General features: G+C 40.4%; 23 protein-coding genes. 9 read left to right on the plus strand and 14 right to left on the minus strand.

Features of this window, described 5'->3' with window-relative positions; all coding sequences use genetic code 11:
* Positions 1 to 94: 94 nt before the first annotated feature.
* The 6 genes from C6347_RS07775 to ggt form a co-directional block, all read right to left on the minus strand.
* Positions 95 to 1,126, minus strand: a complete 1,032-nt coding sequence (locus C6347_RS07775; RefSeq protein ID WP_060596070.1) for an alcohol dehydrogenase catalytic domain-containing protein — start codon at positions 1,124 to 1,126, stop codon at positions 95 to 97.
* Entirely contained in the window at positions 1,123 to 1,569 is a 447-nt protein-coding gene (locus C6347_RS07780) for a hypothetical protein (RefSeq protein ID WP_003211419.1), read from the minus strand. Before C6347_RS07780 ends, C6347_RS07775 begins: the two co-directional genes overlap by 4 nt.
* A gap of 61 nt (positions 1,570 to 1,630) precedes the next feature.
* On the minus strand, positions 1,631 to 1,909 hold the full coding sequence (locus C6347_RS07785) for a PTS sugar transporter subunit IIB (RefSeq protein ID WP_003212259.1): 279 nt from the start codon (positions 1,907 to 1,909) through the stop codon (positions 1,631 to 1,633).
* Positions 1,910 to 1,928: 19 nt separating this feature from the next.
* Entirely contained in the window at positions 1,929 to 3,302 is a 1,374-nt protein-coding gene (locus C6347_RS07790; protein ID WP_106071550.1) for a PTS galactitol transporter subunit IIC, read from the minus strand.
* A 54-nt stretch (positions 3,303 to 3,356) separates the two neighbouring features.
* On the minus strand, positions 3,357 to 3,824 hold the full coding sequence (locus tag C6347_RS07795) for a PTS sugar transporter subunit IIA (RefSeq protein WP_060596068.1): 468 nt from the start codon (positions 3,822 to 3,824) through the stop codon (positions 3,357 to 3,359).
* A 494-nt stretch (positions 3,825 to 4,318) separates the two neighbouring features.
* Positions 4,319 to 6,070 carry a gamma-glutamyltransferase gene (gene ggt, locus C6347_RS07800; RefSeq protein WP_106061921.1) on the minus strand — a complete coding sequence of 584 codons (1,752 nt, stop codon included), beginning with the start codon at positions 6,068 to 6,070 and terminating at the stop codon, positions 4,319 to 4,321.
* Between the two features lie 227 nt (positions 6,071 to 6,297).
* Between ggt and C6347_RS07805 the strand changes: the two genes are divergently transcribed.
* The 5 genes from C6347_RS07805 (at position 6,298) to C6347_RS07825 (ending at position 9,656) form a co-directional block, all read left to right on the plus strand.
* On the plus strand, positions 6,298 to 6,756 hold the full coding sequence (locus C6347_RS07805) for an ASCH domain-containing protein (RefSeq protein ID WP_060596067.1): 459 nt from the start codon (positions 6,298 to 6,300) through the stop codon (positions 6,754 to 6,756).
* 206 nt (positions 6,757 to 6,962) lie between these two features.
* Positions 6,963 to 7,580: a DUF47 domain-containing protein gene (locus C6347_RS07810; RefSeq protein WP_003212390.1), complete on the plus strand. Its 618-nt coding sequence runs from the start codon at positions 6,963 to 6,965 to the stop codon at positions 7,578 to 7,580.
* Between the two features lie 15 nt (positions 7,581 to 7,595).
* On the plus strand, positions 7,596 to 8,594 hold the full coding sequence (locus tag C6347_RS07815; protein WP_034663089.1) for an inorganic phosphate transporter: 999 nt from the start codon (positions 7,596 to 7,598) through the stop codon (positions 8,592 to 8,594).
* Positions 8,595 to 8,740: 146 nt separating this feature from the next.
* Entirely contained in the window at positions 8,741 to 9,511 is a 771-nt protein-coding gene (locus tag C6347_RS07820) for a type II toxin-antitoxin system SpoIISA family toxin (RefSeq protein ID WP_106071551.1), read from the plus strand.
* Positions 9,486 to 9,656, plus strand: a complete 171-nt coding sequence (locus tag C6347_RS07825) for a type II toxin-antitoxin system SpoIISB family antitoxin (protein WP_012009650.1) — start codon at positions 9,486 to 9,488, stop codon at positions 9,654 to 9,656. The genes C6347_RS07820 and C6347_RS07825 overlap by 26 nt, the downstream gene beginning before the upstream one ends.
* A gap of 220 nt (positions 9,657 to 9,876) precedes the next feature.
* Here the strand turns inward: C6347_RS07825 and C6347_RS07830 are convergent, their stop codons facing one another.
* Positions 9,877 to 10,776 carry an N-acetylmuramoyl-L-alanine amidase gene (locus C6347_RS07830; RefSeq protein ID WP_060596066.1) on the minus strand — a complete coding sequence of 300 codons (900 nt, stop codon included), beginning with the start codon at positions 10,774 to 10,776 and terminating at the stop codon, positions 9,877 to 9,879.
* Between the two features lie 310 nt (positions 10,777 to 11,086).
* On the opposite strand from C6347_RS07830, the gene C6347_RS07835 reads away from it, so the two are divergent.
* Positions 11,087 to 11,635, plus strand: coding sequence for an ImmA/IrrE family metallo-endopeptidase (locus C6347_RS07835; RefSeq protein ID WP_060596065.1), 549 nt, complete (start codon positions 11,087 to 11,089; stop codon positions 11,633 to 11,635).
* 24 nt (positions 11,636 to 11,659) lie between these two features.
* Here C6347_RS07835 and C6347_RS07840 read toward each other — a convergent pair whose 3' ends face one another.
* Positions 11,660 to 12,283 carry a poly-gamma-glutamate hydrolase family protein gene (locus C6347_RS07840; protein ID WP_034663100.1) on the minus strand — a complete coding sequence of 208 codons (624 nt, stop codon included), beginning with the start codon at positions 12,281 to 12,283 and terminating at the stop codon, positions 11,660 to 11,662.
* Positions 12,284 to 12,530: 247 nt separating this feature from the next.
* Here C6347_RS07840 and C6347_RS07845 point away from each other — a divergent pair, with 247 nt between their 5' ends.
* The 3 genes from C6347_RS07845 to C6347_RS19415 all read left to right on the plus strand — a co-directional run bounded on the left by C6347_RS07845 (position 12,531) and on the right by C6347_RS19415 (position 14,413).
* Positions 12,531 to 12,902, plus strand: coding sequence for a DUF5412 domain-containing protein (locus tag C6347_RS07845; protein WP_034663103.1), 372 nt, complete (start codon positions 12,531 to 12,533; stop codon positions 12,900 to 12,902).
* 170 nt (positions 12,903 to 13,072) lie between these two features.
* The gene (locus C6347_RS19410; RefSeq protein WP_258182058.1) at positions 13,073 to 13,756 is read left to right on the plus strand and encodes an NAD(P)/FAD-dependent oxidoreductase; all 684 of its coding nucleotides are present in this window, start codon (positions 13,073 to 13,075) and stop codon (positions 13,754 to 13,756) included.
* 150 nt (positions 13,757 to 13,906) lie between these two features.
* Positions 13,907 to 14,413, plus strand: coding sequence for a hypothetical protein (locus tag C6347_RS19415; RefSeq protein ID WP_258182059.1), 507 nt, complete (start codon positions 13,907 to 13,909; stop codon positions 14,411 to 14,413).
* A gap of 31 nt (positions 14,414 to 14,444) precedes the next feature.
* On the opposite strand, the gene hag (C6347_RS07855) is transcribed toward C6347_RS19415, so the two are convergent.
* The 6 genes from hag (C6347_RS07855) to C6347_RS07880 all read right to left on the minus strand — a co-directional run bounded on the left by hag (C6347_RS07855) (position 14,445) and on the right by C6347_RS07880 (position 21,115).
* Positions 14,445 to 15,365: a flagellin Hag gene (gene hag, locus C6347_RS07855; protein ID WP_099727518.1), complete on the minus strand. Its 921-nt coding sequence runs from the start codon at positions 15,363 to 15,365 to the stop codon at positions 14,445 to 14,447.
* 398 nt (positions 15,366 to 15,763) lie between these two features.
* Complete coding sequence (gene hag, locus C6347_RS07860) at positions 15,764 to 16,675, minus strand: flagellin Hag (RefSeq protein WP_106071552.1); 912 nt, start codon at positions 16,673 to 16,675, stop codon at positions 15,764 to 15,766.
* A gap of 228 nt (positions 16,676 to 16,903) precedes the next feature.
* Positions 16,904 to 18,445 (minus strand): Kelch repeat-containing protein, encoded by a 1,542-nt coding sequence (locus C6347_RS07865; RefSeq protein ID WP_106071553.1) that lies wholly within the window; start codon positions 18,443 to 18,445, stop codon positions 16,904 to 16,906.
* 98 nt (positions 18,446 to 18,543) lie between these two features.
* Positions 18,544 to 19,725 carry an alanine racemase gene (gene alr / locus C6347_RS07870; protein ID WP_106071554.1) on the minus strand — a complete coding sequence of 394 codons (1,182 nt, stop codon included), beginning with the start codon at positions 19,723 to 19,725 and terminating at the stop codon, positions 18,544 to 18,546.
* A 167-nt stretch (positions 19,726 to 19,892) separates the two neighbouring features.
* Positions 19,893 to 20,513 carry a hypothetical protein gene (locus C6347_RS07875; RefSeq protein ID WP_106071555.1) on the minus strand — a complete coding sequence of 207 codons (621 nt, stop codon included), beginning with the start codon at positions 20,511 to 20,513 and terminating at the stop codon, positions 19,893 to 19,895.
* A gap of 143 nt (positions 20,514 to 20,656) precedes the next feature.
* Complete coding sequence (locus C6347_RS07880; RefSeq protein WP_106071556.1) at positions 20,657 to 21,115, minus strand: AraC family transcriptional regulator; 459 nt, start codon at positions 21,113 to 21,115, stop codon at positions 20,657 to 20,659.
* Positions 21,116 to 21,276 lie beyond the last annotated feature (161 nt).

Here is a 21,276-nt window from a genome sequence, read left to right on the forward strand (position 1 = left end):
TTCATTTTTAAGCGTTTTCATTTTTTGTCAGAAAAAAGAGAAAGGCAAGCCCTTTTCTAAAGAACTTCTCTTTCTCTTCCAATCTCCCATGTTCTCATTCATCTGGATACATCATGATTTTGACACTTTCTCCTTCAGGGTGCCTTGCACATTCTATCGCCTGAAGCAGCTGACTTAACGGATAACGGTGCGTCACCATATTTTCTGTGTTGACTACTTTTGCCCTTAGAAGCTCAAGGGCTTCACGATAGTGATAAGGATGCGAGGAATAGGCTCCTACGACTTTCACTTCATCATGGAAAAACCGATCAGCCGGAATGGAGACGTCTCCCTTTGGAAAATGAGCAAACACTAAAATCGTTCCACCTCTCGCTACCGCTTGAAACGCTTCTTTTAAAAGCGCACTGCTCCCAACAGATATCATGACGAGGTCTGCTCCCTTTCCATTTGTTTCTCTCATGACCCGGTCTTCCACCGGCTCAGAGGCTGGATGAAAAGCAACATCTGCACCTAAATTTCTCGCTTGCAGCAGCCGGTTCTCATTCACATCCGTTATCATCACTTTTCCAGCCAAGTAATGTTTGGCGAGCTGTAGTTGGATACAGCCAATTTGCCCTGCTCCAAGGATCAGCACAGAATCTCCTGGATGAACAGGTGCTCGTTCAAACCCGTGGAGACAGCAGGCGACTGGCTCCACCATTGCCCCTTGCTCATATGAGACGTCCTTCGGGAGCTTACCCATTGTGTGCTTGACATGCAATGCAGGTACGCGGATATACTCTGAAAATCCGCCTGGATCTACATTAGTGGCTGAAAACTGCGGACACATTGTATAAAATCCCTTTTGACAAAAGTCACAGGTAAAGCAAGGTACATGGTGCGCAACATAAACCCTGTCTCCCGTTCGGATATTTGTCACATGCTTTCCGGTTTCAACAATATCACCAGCGATTTCGTGCCCTAGCACCGTTCCAGAGGGTACCGTCTCATGTGTTGCCTTGTAAATATCCGTGCCGCATAAGCCGCAGGCACGCATTCTTAATAGCACTTCATCATCACCAATCGCAGGCCGGTTCCGCTCCTCATACCGAATGTTCTCTGAAGAATAAAAGACAGCTGATTTCATGTAGCTGCATCCTCCTTTTCATCACCCTTCGCAAAATCCTGCAACGTTTGCACAAGCTGCTTGTACTCACTCATCTCACTGGATATCCAGTAACGTCCTCCGAATATGCGCGATGGGCCCACCCTGACATAGACTTTCCCGATATGAGGATACGGCTTGATAAAAAGCTTTCCTTTAATATCAGAGACCGCATATGTGTGCCATCTGCCAAAAGCTCCGATTTTCAGCTTATCTTCACTAATGATGACGTTTGTCGGCTGGTTCAGTCCAGTAATACTAGAAAGCATGAGGATAGGCAGCGTATAAACGCCTAACACAGCTAACGGCTCAGGTCCTGCTGACATTAACGTATAAAGAGACCAGAGGAAAAACAGACAGATGAGCACGGCTGGAAGAAAAATAGACAACACTGCAGACGTTCGGCTATAAGCATGATGCTGCATGAGACGTCCTCCTTTCAGGTAAATGGAAGGAGCCGCGAAAGCTCCTCAATGGAATGAGTGTTTACTTAATATGATCTATGATTTTTTCAATATCATCTTCAATGCCAAATCCGGTTAAAAAGGATAATGTTTGAATCACAGGCGTTCCTTTTGTGTCACTCACTGGCGTGGTCGTCACGATTAAATCGGCGCCCTCCGCTTTTTGCGGGACTTCAGATGCCTTACACTGTTCCACCACGACATCATATCCTTTTTCCTTTAACGTCTCTTCGACCTTCTTTGCAACAACCGTCGATGTGGCAACTGCCGTTCCGCATGAAACCAATATTTTCTTTGCCATGAGAATCCCTCCAGCTCGTTTATTGTTCTTTATTATCTAAGCCCATTTCTTTCGCATACTGCTTTTTAATATCATTTCGCACCCAGTACCATAGAAGCGCATAAGCCAGAGCACAGATGATGGCTGCAATAAAGTACGGGTTGCTCGGATCAAGAAGTCTCACCATGATCCAAGGAATGACGTGGGAACCAAGGTCAATACCTGAAATCATGTTGGCCCCTTCTGGGAAATCAAAGCCGACTGCTTTCCCCATTGTTGTCGCAAGCGGTGCGAGATTCGTTGCGATAAAGAAGACAATCATCAATGTAAAAATGCTGTTAATAAGACCGCGAATAATATTTCCACGAGCGGCTGCTACTGCCCAAACAACTGTAAATGGAAGAACCGATAAGTCTGCAAACGGGAGCATGCCATTGTAAGGCAGAACAACAGCAAGTAAAATCGTAATCGGCACCATGAGAAGGGCTACCGCCATATTCGCCGGATGACCAATCACAATCGCTGTATCTAAACCAATATAGACATTTTTCCCAGGGAAACGCTTTTGAATATAAGAACGAGCGCCCTCAGAGATTGGAATAAGACCTTCCATTAATAACGCAACCATTCTTGGCATTAGTACAAGAACTGCTGCCATTTGAATACCAAGCGTCATGACGCCTTTCGCATCATAGCCGCCTAGAAGACCAATAATGATACCAAGTATGAGACCCATCACAAGCGGTTCGCCAAAAATGCCAAAACGTTTCTTCAATGTTTCTGGATCAGCATGAATTTTGTTTAAGCCAGGGATCTTGTCAATGATACGGTTGGACGCATACATAAGCGGCGCGAAGTTGACCGTTTCAGCATGAGCCATCGATACGCCTTTTAATCCAAAATGGTGTTCGATTGTCGGTGCCGTCCAATCGGCTAATTTAAGCGTGATAGCAGAGACGATTAAACCAACAGCAAGGGCCAAGAACATATTATGATAAGCGTAGTAAGTCACGGAGGCTGCGAAAATCAAATGCCAAAAGTTCCAAATATCCACATTCAGCGTTTTCGTAAAGTTAACGGACAATAAGATGACATTTAACAAAAGCACAAGAGGAATCATCAAAGGGGCAACGGGTGTACCAAAGGATATAGCAGCTCCAATCGGCCATCCAACATCCAAAATATCGAGCTTTAGCCCAAGGGAATTAACCATGGCTTTTGCTGCTGGCCCAAGGCCGCTCACAAGCAAATTAATGACAAGGTTGACGCCGACAAATCCAATTCCGATCGTAATACCGGCTCGGAAGGATTTCTTAAAGCCTTGCCTTAAAATCATACCGAAAATCGTCATAATAATCGGAAGCATAATAGTTGGCCCAAGGTCTAATATAAAATCGACAACTTGCTTGATCATACATCCACCTCCTGGATTTCTCAGATAAAGCGCTTACATTATTTTTGTGAAAGGCTATTGGTTTAATTCTTGCTCAAGCACGGCAACCGCTTCTTCATACGATGTCATGTGAGACAGCCTCGTCATCACCTCTTCTTTTCTAAAAAGTGTCATGAGCTTCTCTAACATCACGAGCTGCTTACTAGGTTCAGAGATTGCTAGGACGAACACAATTTTGGCTAGCACAGTTTCATCAGGGCTCCCCATCTTGTGAAAGATAACAGGTTCCTTTAAAGTGGCTACACTAATCGCAGGTTTGTTCACATGCTCAGGATCTGTATGTGGAATTGCTACCCCAAAGGTCGCAAGTGGAAGGCCCGTAGGATATGTTTTTTCTCTTTCAAGCACGGCAGGTAAAAAGCTCGATTTAATATATCCTCCCGCTTCTAATCGCTCCGCTAAATATGTGGTCACCTCCTCTCTCGAAGATGCATCGTACTGCAGCTTGATCAGCTGTTCATCTAACTCAAACAAGTTGTTCAAACAACCACCCCTTTCATTTGGCATAAATATGAACACATGTAACAAAAAGAAAGAACATTTTGGAATAGAACCTTTTATAAAGCGCTTACAAATATAATTACCGAAAAATGTTCAATGTTGTTACCTTTGTAAAGATATTATAATATTCTAAATTATAAGTCAATGTTCCTAGGAAAAATTTTATAAAAAAAGATGCAGTCTTTTTTGCATCTTTCTTCAACTATGCTCTACTTCTTATTAAATGTGACTTCCTCTCTCTAAAAGCTCATGTACTTGCTCTTTGATGTCAGCAACAACCTTGTCATTCATACGCAAAAAAGGCCCTTAGCCATTGAAATACATCACAGTCCTGTACTTCAAATGGCCAAGAGCCTTCGGTTGTCTGATCAGCTATGTATGATTCAAACTATTCTCAGTTTTCTACTGTTTTCCTTATATTTAGACAAAAGAGAAACGCCATCCTCAAGAGGCGCTTCTTTTCCCGGGAAATGTTCTTATTGGGCAGAGAGCTTTAAATTGACGCCAACAGCAGTCCCGTTTCTCGAGGAGTCAGCCACTCCAGTAAAGGTTCCTGCTTTTCGATCAATGAGTAGAGCTTGAACATTTCCTATATCAATAGGCGAGTTGCCAAAACGATGCCCCATATCATTAAGCTTTGTCCTCACATCGAGAGGGACACCTACTTCATAACGATAAGAAGTTGGGCTGTTTGTATAAATCCTTGGTTCTTCAACTGCATCCTGAAGCTCCATGTCATATTCAAGCAAATTCAATATGGTTTGTGAAACAGAAGCAATGATGGTCGTTCCTCCCGGTGAACCTACTGTCATGACAGGCTCGTTATCTTTAAATATGATGGTCGGTGTCATACTGGATAATGGACGTTTATTCGGCTGAACTTCATTTGCTCCGCCAGGTCTTGCATCAAAATCTGTTAGTTCATTGTTTAAGAAAAATCCATATTCCGGGACGAGAATCCCTGTACCAAATAACTGTTCAATGGTTGTTGTGAATGACACAACATTCCCCCACTGATCGGCAACAGTAAAATGTGTGGTCTCACCAATGGTTTTATCTTCTGGCTGCGGGACAATAGGGGATGGGGTTTTTTCATCCTCATACGCCCATGGATCTCCTTCTTTCGGGTTACGATTCATTTGATCTAATTCAATAAGAGAGGCTCTTTCTGAAATGTAATCATCGTCTAATAGTCCTTTTAGTGGAACATCTACGAATTCGGGGTCGCCGGCATATGCAGCACGGTCAGCATAGGAGAGATGCATCGTTTCAGCAAGCAGCTGATATTTTTCGAATGATTTGGGGTCATATTGAGATAGGTTAAAGTGATCAAGCATTTTGAGCATTTGCAGCATAAACACCCCGCCTGAGCTTGGTGGAGGCATACTTGCAAGCTGATATCCTTTATAGTCTCCCCAGATAGGCTTGTCAGTCTTGACCTCATAACGATCAATGTCATCAGTTGTCATCGTTCCGCCAAAATCTTGGACTGTATTTGCAAGTGCCTTTGCTACTTTTCCTTCATAAAATGCTTTGCTTCCTTTTTTCGCAATGAGCTTAAATGTTTTTGCAAGACCTGGCTGAACTAGGAGGTCCCCTTCTTTGAGCGGCTGATCATCTGGAAGAAAGATTGGCGCTGCGGCCGTTTTTTTCAATTTTCCTTGATGATCATCAATGGCTTTTGCCAGGACAGAATCGATTTCAAATCCATCCTCTGCAAGCTGAATGGAAGGCTTAATCAATTCCTTCATCGAGCGGGTCCCCCACTTATCTAATGCCGCCTCAAGACCTTTTACAGTCCCTGGAACACCAACAGCATTACCGTGTGTGGATCGCTCATCGAACGGGATGACTTTCCCCTCATCTGTTAAAAACATGTCTGGTGTTGCGCCTTGTGGTGCTCTTTCTCGACTATTGATGATGGATGTTTCTTTAGTCTTCCCATCATAAACCATCATAAATCCTCCGCCGCCAATTCCAGACATCATTGGCTCTGTCACATTCAGTGCGTACTGGATGGCAACAGCAGCGTCAACAGCGTTTCCACCTTTCTTTAAAACATCTGCCCCCACTTCTGATGCGAGCGGATGGGCAGTAGCCACCATGCCATCTTTCCCAACAGCTACTTTATTCCCATGAGTTTCGGTTGCAGTGACCTGACTGACAGGCAGAAAAAACGAGAAAACCAGCAGACATATGGACAAAATAGTTAAAGAAATGCGTTTCATACACAACACCCCTTCCATATTCTTACTTTGACCATACCGACTTCTTGACCAGAATACAATAGATTATTCTAAAATTTCTAAAATTTTCATTCTATCATCCTATATTCATCAAATATAAATCGGATTTTCAAAACATATGACATACTTACTCAGTAGGGATAAAGACACTATACTTCCATGTATTTGATTTCACGGTATAATAAACACATCACAAAGGGGGAAGAATGATGAATCAGAAAAGCACCTTATTTTGGGAAACATATTGGGAAGAAAAATCAGAAAGTGCACCAATTGACGCGTCTGTTTCCGCTTGGGCATTTGGAGCAGACCCAGATCATTTGCTTGACCTTGTTCTGCGAGGGAAAAAAACAGCGACTTGTTCTGGACACCTTTTTTACGAAAAGGAACAGGAGCCGCTTCCAAAGGCAGGACAATATGCGGTCATTTTGGACAGCCATGACGAACCAAAAGCCATCATAGAGATCACGCATGTAGATGTCATGCCAATGAATGAGGTTCCAGAATCATTTGCACAAGCAGAAGGTGAAGGCGATCTTTCATATAACTATTGGTACAGAGCCCATCAAGAATTTTTTACAGAAGCACTCAAACCGTACGGATTAGAATTTAAAGAAGACATGCTCCTTGTTTGCGAGCGATTTAAACTTGTTTATTCAGCTTCTTAAGCTTTAAGCGGCGCCAAAAATGGACCGCTTTTTTCATTTCTTTTCTCCTTTCTGAAAAAGGTGTGTTGAGAACACATCTTTAGGTCAGAATAAGATCAAATAGAAAAAGTGAAGAAATTTTCGACTACACCTGTTTTTTTTCGACAAAAGAATATATAATTATTTGATGTGTGCATTGTCTCATTTATACAATGGAGGGTTTTTACATGTTAAAAAGGAAAAAAGACAAGTTTTCCGTCTTGTTAACGGAAATTGCTAAAAATTTAGATGAAACTGCTGAGTATTTTGTTAGCTATAAAGTAACAAATCAAACCACTCTGAAAGAATTTTCTGACACATTGAAGGAATATGAGACAAAAGGTGATAATCATGTTCATACTATGATTAAAGAGCTGAACAAAGCCTTTATTACACCGATTGAACGTGAAGACATTCTTCAATTGACGAATAGCCTCGACGATGTTTTAGATGGAATTGAGCATTTTTCAGCGACAATGGAAATTTATTCAATGACAAGCTCTGACGAACATATCGACAAATTCAGCCACTACATCAGAGAATGTGCAAAGGAAATTTTAATTACAATTGATTTACTGGCTGAAAATCGCTTAAAAGATATTCAACCACACGCAATCAAAATCAAAGAGATCGAGCATAATTGTGACAATCTTTATCGTAAATCACTAAAGAACTTGTTTGGAAAAGAAACTGATCCAATCAAGGTCATTCAATACAAAGAAATTTACGAAACACTTGAAGAAATCGCTGATTCCTGTCAAAGTGTTGCCAACAATCTAGAAACAATCATTATGAAGAATGCGTAACGGGGTTAGTTAAACATGGACACATTACTCATCCTTACCATATTTATTGTCATTTGTGCACTTGCTTTTGATTTCATCAACGGATTTCACGATACAGCAAATGCCATTGCCACTTCGGTTTCAACAAAGGCGTTAAAGCCTAGACATGCTATTATTATGGCAGCGTTCATGAACTTCTTAGGAGCAATGACATTTACAGGTGTGGCAAAGTCCATCACAAAAGACATCGCAGATCCTTTTACACTTCAAAACGGTTCTGTTGTCATTTTGGCTGCTTTAATTGCGGCCATTACTTGGAACTTGCTTACTTGGTATTACGGGATTCCGAGTAGTTCTTCACATGCACTGATCGGATCAATTGCAGGAGCTGTTATTGCCTCTGCTGGTTTTGGCGCTTTAAACTATTCGGGATTCATTAAAATCATTCAAGCACTATTGCTTTCACCTATCCTAGCTTTCGTATTGGGATATATCGTGTATACCATTATCAAATTTGTATTCAGAAACAACAATCTCGCAAAAACAAATAAACAATTCCGACGTGTTCAAATTTTAACTGCTGCACTGCAATCGTATACCCACGGAACAAACGATGCGCAAAAAGCGATGGGAATTATTACGATGGCTTTAATTGCAGGTAATTTGCATACAACAGACGACATTCCTTTTTGGGTACAATTCTCTTGTGCGCTTGCAATGGGACTAGGTACTTCTATTGGCGGCTGGAAGATTATTAAAACAGTCGGCGGTAAAATTATGAAAATTCGTCCAGTAAACGGAGTATCTGCCGATTTAACGGGTGCAGCGATTATCTTCGGTGCGACATTTATTCACTTACCTGTTAGTACCACTCACGTGATCTCATCATCTATTCTAGGTGTAGGTTCTGCACACAGAGTAAAAGGAGTAAACTGGGGTACGGCAAAACGCATGCTTGTCACTTGGGTGATCACATTACCGATTTCAGGAACTCTAGGGGCTCTTATATACTTTGTGTTAAATGCGATTATCTAATATCAAAGACCTGTCTGACAGGTCTTTTTTTATTTGCCCGCACACTTCAACACCTTGTTCCTACAAGCCATTTTTTCATGAAGCAGGGTTTCCAATCATATCCATAGAAATAAATAAGTATCCATCTGTCTATGGGAGAGAAGAACATGCTATTATTTTTTCAATTGACCGTGTGGTTATTGCTAGGTGCCCTTGCTGTATATGTATTTGCCGTATGGCGTTTTGAACAAAAAGTAAAAGAAAAGATGTTTGCCATTCGAAAAACGTGGTATTGGATTTATGTAGCTGGTGCTGTTGTGTACTGGACAAATGACCCTTCTTCAATCTTCACCGATTGGATGCACTACTTGATTATTGCTGTTTTTTTTGCATTAACCGATGCATTCATCTTTCTCAGCTCCTATATTAAAAAACTCGGAAATCACGAACTAGAAACCGACACCCACCAACTCCTAGAACAAAATAACGATCTACTTCATTCTTACCTCAACAAACTAAAAACGTACCAATACCTATTGAAAAACGAACCGATCCATGTATATTATGGAAGTGTAGAGGCATATATAGAGGGAATTGAACGGCTCATTTATTCTTTTGCCGACAAGATGAATATTCAAGCGGTTCTTTGTCCATACGATACGCAGGAACAAAAAGATGACCTGCTGCGGATACTTGACCAGCGAGCTCTTATTCAGGCGAAGCTTGACAGGCAGGAAGTCTATTACGATGATTTCGGCAAATTGGTGCTCATCCCGTTTTCTGTAGCAGATGATCACTTCGTCATTAAGCTTACCTCTGATGACATTGTCACTGAGTTCGACTATTTATTAATGACGTCACTTACAACAATTTATGACCTAATCTTGCCTGATGAAGAGGAAGGTGATGAAGATGGACCACGCACTTCAAGGGGATAACAACAATCGCAAGAAAAACCCTTTTAAGATTTTAAAGAAAAAGCAACATATCAGTATGGCGGATTACAAGGTAAGCCCCCATACAGAGCGTATTTTTAAAAAGAATGAACAGCTATTGGATGAGTATAAAAATAAAAGGGCTTGATTACACTAAAGGACGCGGAACAAAATCCGCGTCCTGCTTCCATTTTTACATAGACTTGCATACAATAATCTATACGTTGCAACGATTGAGGTGCCAATAAATGAAAAAGAAAATCAAACAATTGAGATATGTTCAGTTTGCTGAATATAAGTCGTCGCCTTATATGCGTCGATTAAATGAGCAAAGTGAAGCAGTCATCCAATCATACAAACAGAAACACTCACTTACTTAACAGCTTCAGAAGTTTTTCCTTCGTTTTAGGTCCGTATACTCCATCACTTGTCAGACCATTTACCAGCTGAAAACGCGCTACGGCGTTCGCCGTTTTTTCTCCGTAAACTCCGTCTATTCCTTTATTTGCAGCTGCTTTATCAGGATAAAAATAAACAGCAGCAAGCGCCTGTTGGACGAGGCGTACGTGCTCTCCCTTTGTCAATGGAGACGTCACCTTTAAAACCCCATCTGGCAGCTCATACGTGCTCTTTGCATCGTTACGATAAATTTTGAGAACCTGTCCAATTTGAATCTTATTCGGATCACTAATGTCATTCCACTTCTGTAAATCTTGAACTGTGACCCCATGAGCTTTCGCAATACTCGTTAACGTATCTCCGCTTTTAACGACATACGTGATGACCGGCTCCGGATCTTCTGCCGTTTCAATCCCTTTTTTAAATTCATCCCATGTAGAAAGAAGCTGGCGTGGACATGCTTTTCCAGACCAGTACTGATGTGTGACCACGTTTGCTAGCGGAATGTGATGTTCTTTTAATAGCTTTTGAATAAGCCATTGTGCATGTTTGACCGCTTGCTGAAAATTTCCATCTTCATTCTCACAAATTTCAATTCCGATCGACTTCCGGTTACCATTCCCATGTCCATCCCCTGCATGCCAGCCATTTTCATTTAACGGCAGATGCTGAAAGATTTCATGATCATCCACTGTAAAATGCCAGCTCACCTCTGTCGCTGGGCGTTTTACATAGGCCGCATGACTTTTCGCATCCGCTCCCTTTGACGTGTTTGCTGTGTTATGCACCGTCACATACTCCGGTGTCATCGCATATCCTGGGCGGTTTCCGTTTCCAACTGGAATAAAATCTTGATAAATTTGTACCATGTTCTGCACTCCCTTTTGCTAGATTGAATTGATCTTTCTCATCAATCGGTGGCGTTCGTAAGACAATACTTGTTTGTTTTCATGAGAAGACTATGGTAAAATTTGAATTCAATCACTCTTTTTAGTAGTGGAAAGTGCAAAAATACAGAAAAAAACAGGAATTACTTCCATTTTTCCTTGAATTTATGTTAAAATTGTTAAAAATAAGCCGATATAAAAAGTAAGTAATAGCTCAATTAGCTATTTAGTCCTATATGGACTTTTCTTTTACGCCAAAAATAGAACATACGTTTGTATGGAGGTTTTTTAAATGACTGGTTTTTTAACCCATTTAGAAGAAGATATTAAGCGGTTATATGCTCAATTACAAATAAGCGGTCCTGCTTATAGAGAGATGCAAAGGATCGCTTCTGAATTTCATGTATGGGTCCACTACGAGGAGACTGGCAGCATGATGATCCAACATCAAGGTCTTTACAGTATTATATTAAACAGATCCCTATCACCTGAAGAACAATGGCAGGATTTTGCCCACGAGCTTTGTCATGTGCTAAAGCATACAGGCAATCATTTCAAAATGAACAAACTTTTTCGAGAACTGCAGGAGTTTCAGGCAAAACAATTCATGTATCACTTTTGTGTTCCAACCTTTATGCTGCTGCAAATGAAGCTTCCAACCCTTCGGCAGCAAGCCATTTTGCATATTGCTCAAACGTTTCACGTCACTAGAGCTTTTGCTGAAAAGCGGCTTGCCTTATTCGAACAGCGAAAAGCAGGCATTCGCTTTCAACAGGAGTTTACGTCTTATTTAATGAAAGCAGAAAAGGTCGCAGAAAAAGAAGCTGTTTATCAAACGTAAATCATCACATAAAACGATAATAGTTTATTCATAAAGGGCTAATACTTGTTTGAGTACATTTGTGTACCGATAAAATTGTTCAGTTTGTGTATCACGCCGGTAGCGACGCCTAAAGTCTTGAAAAAATGCTCTTCTTTGCGCCTGACTAATTTCAAGTTGTACACTTTTTCCCGTCAGACATTGGTTATTAATATTATCAGGATGTGTTCCAGAAAAACGATCAGATTCAGATAGAAGCAATGCGTGAAAGCCATTTAGCGTTAAACGTTTCACAGTTTCTGCCGCTCTTTCTCTGTCCGTACCTCCCACTAACGTTTGAAGCACCTCTGTTTCTCCGTAACCATGGAGTGCAAACGTATAATGATGGGTATGCACCTGTGAAAGGCAAACCGGCTCATCAAAACGTGTACTTGTAATATGAAGAACATGATTGCCTTTTACTTTAAGGCCTTCAAATAAATACATAGAATAATCACTAGATATTTCATGAATGAGCTCACTCACGCCGGATTCAATTCCTCCGGCATGAGGCGACAAAACCAGAAGCTGGTCACCTTTCCGCTCGTGAAGAATTCGATAATCAATTCCTATTCTTTCATGAGCGGAAAGCTCTTCATAACTTTGATACGTATCGATGATTTGTCTCATGTCATCTGCCCCATTTCTCTATATGAGCATAAGTCTACTGATCCCTTATTCTTTTGTAAAGAGGTTTCGAATCAAATACACCACTTGAATTCTTCCTTAAATTTTCCTTACATTTACGGCTTTCTGTTGAATTTTGAGGAAAAATGACCGATAATTGAAACGAATAGAACTTTTGGACTATATGAATCTTTTTGTATTCTCTCTCATAAATTAGAAATATTGTGATCTACATCTGGAGGAATTTTTCATGTTAAAAAAGAAAACCACCCTCATCCTTATCATCTTACTCCTTAGCTTCGCTGGCATTATTTATTGGAAATGCTTCTCTCTTCAAGGCGTGTCTCACGGAACATTCATCCGCTCGATGTCATCACCTGACGGAATGTACATCATCAACACCTATCAGCATAGCGGAGGAAAGCTAAAGGAAAACGCAGTTAGAGCAGAAATTGAAAACAAACTGACCCACCGTAAGAAGACGATTTACTGGAAATACCCTGACAAAGACCCTCTCATCAAATGGAAAAACGGACAGCTTGTTCAAATTGGACATGAGTTTTTAAATGTGGTGAAGGGCGACACGTATGATTATCGCTTTGATCAGAACAAGAGAAAATAGCGCATCAAAAAAACGAATCCCTCTTGGATTCGTTTTTTACGTTGACATCACATGCTGCATGAATTCTTTCATTTCTTTACTTACGATCGTCAATCGTTCCACAATTTCGCTAAACTCTATTGCAAGGGATTTCCTCCAATATACATACATTACTTGAAAGTATGGACCACATGAAAGGTTCTTCATCGGAACAGGCTTCACTTGTAACAGCCTTTCATCCACATAGAATGCTGCTACTTGGCAAGCGAATATTTGAGCGTCTATTTCCTGGTTATACAAAAGAGTTACTGGCAATGGGCGGGTTTAATACATGGCATCAAACATCTCGATTTATCACAAAAGATGGTGAATTAGCGCTCACCGATACAGAAGAAACAGCTGTCACAAGACGTGCCATGCTAGAATGGGTGCTGATGCAAAGAATGTTAAGTGAGGAACGTGTTCATTTTTTAGAAAAACATGAGGCGGTCTCGCTACAGTTTGAGGAAGGAACAAATCAAGTCATAGGACTCATTTTGAAAGACCGGCGTGTAAAGCCAGGAATCATTCATCAAATGAAAGCAGACTTAGTGATCGATACGTCTGGAAGAATGTCTAAATTGCCAAAATGGCTGAAAGATGCAGGACTGACCTTGCCACAGACAGATGAGTTAAGCGTCTCTCTTGGCTACAGCACAAGATACTACCAGATAACACCTGAGGCGCCAAACCTGCAATCAATGGTCGTAGTTGGACAGCCACATAAACAAATTCCGACAGGATTGTTTGAACGGGTAGATCATGATTTAGCAGCTGTTCTTCTCTCAGCAGCGGGCGGCTCACATTATCCAACAACGGATGCTGATCAAATTTGATTCAGAAACCGCTGCGCGCTATAGCAGAAGCCATCACCCATTTAACTCCTTATACAAAGCCAAAGGGTTTAGACTTTCTGCTTGTGTGAGAAATCACTATGAACAAATGCATGAATGGCCAAGTGGTTTATTGGTAATGGGCGATGCCTTGTGTACATTAGATCCGATTATGGGCAGGGAATGACAAAAGCAGCGCTCGAGGCGCAAACACTCGAGCGTATGCTCAAACAAGCACAAGGAAAGGGACGGTTGTCTTTTGAAAGGAACACCTTACAACAAATGCAGCACGCCAATGAGCCTGGCTGGTGGCTTTGTGCGATTGCTGATATGGCATGGGAAGGAGTCGAGTTAAAGGGAGGAAAGCCTATACCCCATTTGACATTTGTACAAGAATATTTAAATCGCTACGTACAATATGCTGTTCAAATAAAACAGGCTGAACGTCTTGAGGCGTATCACCGTATGCATTCTTTCTTAATAGAACCGAGGGATATCATCAACCTAGAGCAGCTGCAAGACATGATTCAAGCTGATTCCTCTGGTGAAACTGCTCGTTGGTGGTGTCAATGGGACAAAGAGAACGATGAATTAAATCAAGCTTTTTTCCATGAAGCTGTTCCTGACTTTCGTTTGCAGCAATTGCTGCCATCAGATTGACATAAAAAAAGCCCTCAATGGGGCTTTTTCATTAACGTAATAATTGAAGTACGTTTTGTGGCTGTTGGTTTGCTTGTGCTAGCATCGCTTGAGAAGCTTGAGAAAGAATGTTGTTCTTTGTGAACTCACTCATTTCTTTCGCCATGTCAACGTCACGAATACGAGACTCAGCAGCTGTTAAATTTTCAGCAGAAGCGCTAAGGTTGTTGATTGTGTGCTCTAAACGGTTTTGGACCGCACCAAGCTTAGATCGCTGAGCAGACACTTGCTTAATGGCTGTTTCAATAATACCAAGTTGTGCATCAAATCCAGCAGATTCCTCGCCATCTTCATCACTTGCACTAATGAATTTTGTCACATCGATTCCAGCAACAGAACCAGCTCCATCTTCACCTTCAGCAGTCCCATCTGTTCCTAAAACTGAAGCACCCATGTTTTCAATGTTAAGTGTAATTTGTTGTGTTGCGTTTGCACCGATTTGGAATACAAGGCTTTGTGCCTCACCACCTTCTTCAGCACCCTTAGACGAATAAGTCCCGTCTAATAATTTCTTCCCGTTAAACTCTGTACGAGTAGAAATGCTTGTAATCTCATCTTGCAAGTTTGAGATTTCATCTTGAATTGATGCTAAATCCTCTTCCTGTTGTGTACCTGTGTTCCCTGCTTGAACAACAAGCTCACGAATACGTTGAAGTATCGCATGAGATTCAGTCAGTGCACCTTCAGCTGTTTGAATAAGAGAGATACCATCTTGAGAGTTTTTAGTAGCCATTTCTAAACCACGGATTTGACTTCTCATTTTTTCAGAGATCGCAAGACCTGCTGCATCATCCCCTGCACGATTGATGCGAAGACCAGAAGAAAGTTTCTCCATGTTCTTTTGGCTTGAACCGTTGTTAGTAGAAAGACGATTCAATGTGTTAAGTGCTGCGATATTGTGGTTAATTCTCATTTCTTATTACCTCCATGTGTTTTGAACCTAATAGACATCCTTGTCCAAAAGTTCTAAATTAGAAATTTTTCGTAAGGCTTACAATCCATTTATCGAACTGATTTGGAATATGTTTAACAAAAAAGGAATAAATAAGAAATAAGACTTATGATGTATGGTCATTTCGCTAGGGAGTGGAAAAATTAAGAGTCTTTATTCTCCGATTAGAAGGAGTCATTTAGATTTATAAAAATTGGAAGTAGCTTCTGTAAATAAGATGAAATGATGTGGATATTGTGAGACATACACGAATTTTTCTATTTTAATAGGAGAATGATTGGTTGAACATAAGAAGAACTAATTATTCAATAGAGGTACTATTTAATTGCATAAAAAAAACCCCATAAAGGGGCCTTTCATTAACGTAGTAATTGAAGTACGTTTTGTGGCTGTTGGTTCGCTTGTGCAAGCATTGCTTGAGACGCTTGAGAAAGAATGTTGTTCTTTGTGAACTCACTCATTTCTTTCGCCATGTCAACGTCACGGATACGAGACTCAGCAGCTGTTAAGTTTTCACCAGAAGCACCAAGGTTGTTGATTGTGTGCTCTAGACGGTTTTGGACCGCACCTAGTTTAGAACGTTGTGCAGAAACTTGTTTAATTGCTTCATCAACAACTTTTAATTGCTCATCGAATCCACCTGCATCTTTAGCTGCAATTGTTTCAAATTTAGTTACATCGATATCTTTAACGGATTGACCAGTTGTAATTCCACCAGCACCGTCAGAAACGCCCAAAGCATCAGCACCCATATCTTGGATGTTTACTTTAATTTGTTGTGTAGCATTTGCACCAATTTGGAAAACTAAAGATGGGTCAGTATCAGGATCAGCTGGTGTAGATGCTTTAAAAGTACCATTTAATAATTTTTTTCCGTTAAACTCAGTACGATTAGAAATACCATCGACCTCATCAACAAGCGCTGTGATCTCATCTTTAATTGCAGTTAAGTCTTCACCTTGCTGTGTACCTGTGTTTCCAGCTTGAACGACTAGTTCACGAACACGTTGAAGGATTGAGTGAGTCTCAGTCAATGCACCTTCAGCTGTTTGGATAAGAGAGATACCGTCTTGTGCGTTTTTAGAAGCCATTTCTAATCCGCGGATTTGTCCACGCATTTTTTCAGAGATTGCTAGACCTGCTGCGTCATCTCCTGCACGGTTGATTTTAAGACCAGAAGAAAGTTTCTCCATGTTCTTTTGGCTCGCACCGTTGTTTGCAGACAAACGGTTCAATGTGTTAAGTGCTGCGATATTGTGGTTAATTCTCATTTCCTATTACCTCCATGTATTTAGGACCTGACAGACGTCCTTGTCTGAAAAAAGTCCGTAATTCTAGGGCTTATCAACCCTGACAATTCTATTATCGGACGTGTTTATAGGATGTTTAGCAGATTTTTTAAAAAATATCGCTTTTTTTCAAGACGTTGATCCTAACTTTAACAATTCTATAAAAAATGCTGCTGATTTAAAATCAGCAGCATTACCATTTTAAAAATATCAGTATTGCTTAATATCAAACATTAGGATATTTTGGTAGACCACATAATCCTTCTTACTTGCGAAAGGACCTTTATTGTGTTCATCATTGATTTCATAGAAGTTCATACCAATTCCAAAGCTTCTTTCTTTATACCAGTTAAGAAAATCGTTGATTTCTTTCGTTGATAGCAAATAATCCTTTTGCAGTCCGTTTATCATGGTAATTGAAAGTATACCTTTTGTTGCTTCTTCACCAGGTTTTGTTCCGTCTTGATCTTTCGGTTCTTCGCTTGTTCCATCATCTGGTTTTGTTCCATCTTGATCTTTTGGTTCTTCTGTTGTGCCATCACCTGGCTTTGTCCCATCCTGATCTTTTGGCTCTTCGGTTGTACCATCACCTGGCTTTGTCCCGTCCTGATCTTTCGGTTCTTCTGTTGTTCCGTCATCAGGCTTTGTTCCGTCCTGATCTTTCGGTTCTTCTGTTGTTCCGTCATCAGGCTTTGTTCCGTCCTGATCTTTCGGTTCTTCTGCTGAACCATCGTCTGGCTTTGTTTCACCTTCAGCAATTTGCAAGTCTTTTAATGAGATAGAGATTACTGATTTGAAGTTGCTTTTAACGTATTTAAAATTATAATATTCTTTGAAATTCCTTCCACCTATGATATATATCATCCCATCAAGTGTTACAGCACTTGATCCAACTCTAGCTTCAGGCAATTCATTTATACTTTTTTTTACAGAATTAGAATTCACATCATAATACTGTGTATATGGTAATATTGGGCTGGATCTGTCAACGCTATGCTGACCGCCTACCATAAATAATTTTCCCTGATATGTTGTAAACGCTGCTCCTACTTGATAAAACTCCAACTTTGATTTTGTTCGTACCCACTGATTTGTTTCAATGTTATATTCATATATTTGGGTATTTTGGGTTCCTCTATATCCGCCTGTAGCATAAATTTTATTGTTAATGACTTCTGACATAGACATCCCAGTAAAACTCTGAGGAAACATTTTTAATTGTTGCCATTTATCCGTTTTTGTATCATAACTGTAAAAATTATGTTCTTGATGAGGACTTTTACTCGTTGCAAGAATATAAATTTTTCCGTTTTCTCCAGTCGCAATAATATCTCCATTTGTCACAGCAAAAGTTGGTATTAGGATTGGTTTTTCCGACCATGTATCGGATTCTGTATCATAAATATCAATCGTTTTTGTGCTATCTTGATATGCTCCTCCAATGACATATACTTTTTTACCTATCGCCACTGCCGCGCTATCTGTTCTTTCTCTTGGCATATCAGCTTTTGAGATCCACTCATTTTTGTGAGGATCATACATGTAGGTATTTTTATTACTATGTGATTTTTCACTACTTCCCCCAAAAACAAAAATCTTTCCATCTACTACTGCGGAACTAGAATGAAGTCTCTCTTCTGGTAAGTCCGCTCGCTTCGTCCAGCCATTTGTCTCTGCTGCATGAGCTTTTAACGGATGAATTGTAACCATCATAAAAATGGTCAAAAGCACTAACAATAATCCTTTTTTCATCGTTTCTTTCCCCCATATCTTGAATTTCCCTCCTTTTATCGACATATTTGTAATAAAATTTAATTTTTATCATAATAAGCATTTCCCTCTATTTCCCCTCACACATACATCACCGGCGTCGATATTTTAATAATCTTTCCGCCTCGACGATAAAACCTAGGAACGCGGCGGCTTAAGGTGGCGATGACTTCGTAGTTGATCGTATTGAGCATTTCGGCGATTTCATCGACAGAAATTTCTCCGTCCTTTTGACGGCCATAAATGACCACTTCCTCGCCTTGCTTTGCTTTCATTTCTCCTAAACTGATCATCGTCATATCCATTGTGACTCGGCCAGCAATCGGCATTCGTTTTCCGCGGAAAAGCATAAATCCCCGATTTGATAAAGCACGTGAGTACCCATCTGCGTAACCGATCGGTATGGTGGCAATGATTTCATCAGGTTTTGCTACATACGTTGCACCATAGCTGACGGTCCTTGGCTCTGTCACCATTTCCTTCACGAACGCAATCCTTGCTTTTAAACTGAGAGCGGGCTCTAGCTGAACAGCGTCTAAGCTTTCAATGTATTGCGAAGGATACAGCCCATATAGCCCGATGCCTAGTCGAATCATATCGGCGCTAAATTCAGGAAACGCGATGGCAGCCGCTGTATTGTTCATATGTACGGTCGGCAGCTTAATTCCTTGTTTTTTCAAAAAACGAAGAAAATCAATAAAAATGCTGTGCTGCAGCTGCGTAAAATCAGGGTCAGGCTCATCTGCAGTGGAAAAATGCGTAAAAATCCCATCCCATCTAAGGTTTTCACTCTTTTCAAGGGCTTCCACCACTCTTAACAGCTCTTCCTTCGTTCGTACACCTAATCGCCCCATACCTGTGTCGACATTGACATGAATCCCAAGCCGGCGCTGACTTTCTTCTTCCGCTAAGATCTCATTTGCTTGAACAATCCAGTCTTCACGAAGGCCTGAAAGGTCAATTCTCCAGGCTGCAGCCCTTTTCACACAGTCAAGCGGCGTAAATCCAAGGACCAGAATCGGTGCTTCAATTTTTGCTCTCCTCAATACAATGCCTTCTTCCAAGCTAGCAACTGCGAGCTCCGTCGCACCGCTCTCCAGTGCCTGCCGCGCTACCTCCACTGAACCGTGTCCATAAGCATTCGCCTTCACGACAGCCATGATCTTACTTTTCCTCGGAATATGCGCTTGAATGGCCCCGATATTTCTTTTAATCGCGTCAAGGTTGACTTCGATCCAAACTTCCCTGCATAGCTTTTTCATTTATTTTTCCTCCTCATCACATGAGAGTTCTTTCTATCTCCATGTTCGCTTTCGCGTCTAGTCTATCTTTATTCATTTTTGAGAAAAACATTCAACTACAATGACCGGACCAGCTTTTCTTGGGTACACATAAAAAAAAGAAACCACATCAAACTGTGATTTCTTCTCTATGAGCGGTGATTAGCAGATTTCATCATTGCATCAATATCATGATAAATCTCATGCAAATTTTCCCGTTCAGTTAAGTATTGAGCATTGCTTTTACGAACAGGTCCATCAAATTGCAAGAAGTTGATCGTGATCGTTGATGATTCTTGATCATTCATAGTTAATCTTAATTCAAGCGTCGAGACCTCTTCTTTATCATCACTCTCAGCTGAATATTCAATTGGCACACCATCTTCTAACATCTCAACTTGTTTCAAATCTTTCAAGGAAAGCTCAGTGACTGCAAATCTATATTTTCTAGATGAGCCGCCAGGTTGATGTTCAATATAGCGCAATTTCTCTAGCTCATCATCAATCGCAAATCCCTTATCAACCTGCTCTGAAAAGATATATGTAGATGCCTGAAATCCATCTTCGTGAAAAAACATCATCATCTTATCTAATAATATGTTGGGATCATTCTGTTCTTTTCGTCTTTGTAATCTACCGGCTATGAATAAAATGACCAGTCCTCCGATGATGCTGAGAGCCGTTCCCAGTCCATTTCCTACTTCTACGAAAACAGTAAAACCTAAAATAGCAATCATAAAAGCAATGACAATGCCTATGATGAATATCACACAATGCTCCTCCTATCATGCCCCTTCATGAATGGTTTAGCCATAGTATAGCATTTGAAGCAAGATGATTTAAGAATGTAAATCTGATATGCAGAAAAACAGACCATAAAGGTCTGCTTTCCCATTGAATTTCGATAAAGTGTTTAAAAGATAGGCAGTAAGAATTCACACACCTTATCTTCGCCTTCCTCTTCTCTATATCGCTCTATAGTAGGTGCCTGACGCATGTTCAATTGATTGTTCTGAATATAGTCAGGTAATTGACTCCAAAACAAATTCACTTTTTCAGTTGTATGCCTCATTGTAAAAACAGCATACTTTCCCCCTTCAAAATGACCAGTCTGAACCATTTGATCATTAGAGAAATCTCTATTTGTCATGATCATGAGGTCATATCTGCATTTTTCAGGTAAAGTCCTTGCAGGATCATCTTGAGGAACCCCGTATATGCCATGTTTCTTTAATTCATCATTTAATTGATGTTTATTGATCCATTTTTTAAAATGCTTCATCATTTCTATATTCATTTTGCTTCCATACGGTCCTATATTCCTCATATACACCATCTTCATATTGCTTACTATTTCAATTTTGCAATTCATGATTTCCCTCCAACTCTTATTGGAAGATTGGCCAATCATTCCTTACATCCAACGGTAACACCCTTTAAAATATAATGCAGTAAGTTATTAAAAATAATTGAATATATGATGGAAAAACATTTACAGGAATTGCGATTTAGATCATAAATTAAGTCATCTCA

It is taken from the genome of Bacillus sp. NMTD17, from assembly GCF_002998735.1.
Taxonomy (GTDB): Bacteria; Bacillota; Bacilli; order Bacillales; family Bacillaceae; genus Bacillus.

Excerpts from the sequence above, each read along its gene's own strand:
- C6347_RS07775 (WP_060596070.1), bottom strand. The coding sequence starts at position 1,126 with ATGAAATCAGCTGTCTTTTATTCTTCAGAGAACATTCGGTATGAGGAG.
- C6347_RS07780 (WP_003211419.1), bottom strand. The coding sequence starts at position 1,569 with ATGCAGCATCATGCTTATAGCCGAACGTCTGCAGTGTTGTCTATTTTT.
- C6347_RS07785 (WP_003212259.1), bottom strand. The coding sequence starts at position 1,909 with ATGGCAAAGAAAATATTGGTTTCATGCGGAACGGCAGTTGCCACATCG.
- C6347_RS07790 (WP_106071550.1), bottom strand. The coding sequence starts at position 3,302 with ATGATCAAGCAAGTTGTCGATTTTATATTAGACCTTGGGCCAACTATT.
- ggt (WP_106061921.1), bottom strand. The coding sequence starts at position 6,070 with ATGAAACGCATTTCTTTAACTATTTTGTCCATATGTCTGCTGGTTTTC.
- C6347_RS07805 (WP_060596067.1), top strand. The coding sequence starts at position 6,298 with ATGAATCAGAAAAGCACCTTATTTTGGGAAACATATTGGGAAGAAAAA.
- C6347_RS07810 (WP_003212390.1), top strand. The coding sequence starts at position 6,963 with ATGTTAAAAAGGAAAAAAGACAAGTTTTCCGTCTTGTTAACGGAAATT.
- C6347_RS07815 (WP_034663089.1), top strand. The coding sequence starts at position 7,596 with ATGGACACATTACTCATCCTTACCATATTTATTGTCATTTGTGCACTT.
- C6347_RS07820 (WP_106071551.1), top strand. The coding sequence starts at position 8,741 with ATGCTATTATTTTTTCAATTGACCGTGTGGTTATTGCTAGGTGCCCTT.
- C6347_RS07825 (WP_012009650.1), top strand. The coding sequence starts at position 9,486 with ATGGACCACGCACTTCAAGGGGATAACAACAATCGCAAGAAAAACCCT.
- C6347_RS07830 (WP_060596066.1), bottom strand. The coding sequence starts at position 10,776 with ATGGTACAAATTTATCAAGATTTTATTCCAGTTGGAAACGGAAACCGC.
- C6347_RS07835 (WP_060596065.1), top strand. The coding sequence starts at position 11,087 with ATGACTGGTTTTTTAACCCATTTAGAAGAAGATATTAAGCGGTTATAT.
- C6347_RS07840 (WP_034663100.1), bottom strand. The coding sequence starts at position 12,283 with ATGAGACAAATCATCGATACGTATCAAAGTTATGAAGAGCTTTCCGCT.
- C6347_RS07845 (WP_034663103.1), top strand. The coding sequence starts at position 12,531 with ATGTTAAAAAAGAAAACCACCCTCATCCTTATCATCTTACTCCTTAGC.
- C6347_RS19410 (WP_258182058.1), top strand. The coding sequence starts at position 13,073 with ATGAAAGGTTCTTCATCGGAACAGGCTTCACTTGTAACAGCCTTTCAT.
- hag (WP_099727518.1), bottom strand. The coding sequence starts at position 15,365 with ATGAGAATTAACCACAATATCGCAGCACTTAACACATTGAATCGTCTT.
- hag (WP_106071552.1), bottom strand. The coding sequence starts at position 16,675 with ATGAGAATTAACCACAATATCGCAGCACTTAACACATTGAACCGTTTG.
- C6347_RS07865 (WP_106071553.1), bottom strand. The coding sequence starts at position 18,445 with ATGAAAAAAGGATTATTGTTAGTGCTTTTGACCATTTTTATGATGGTT.
- alr (WP_106071554.1), bottom strand. The coding sequence starts at position 19,725 with ATGAAAAAGCTATGCAGGGAAGTTTGGATCGAAGTCAACCTTGACGCG.
- C6347_RS07880 (WP_106071556.1), bottom strand. The coding sequence starts at position 21,115 with ATGAATTGCAAAATTGAAATAGTAAGCAATATGAAGATGGTGTATATG.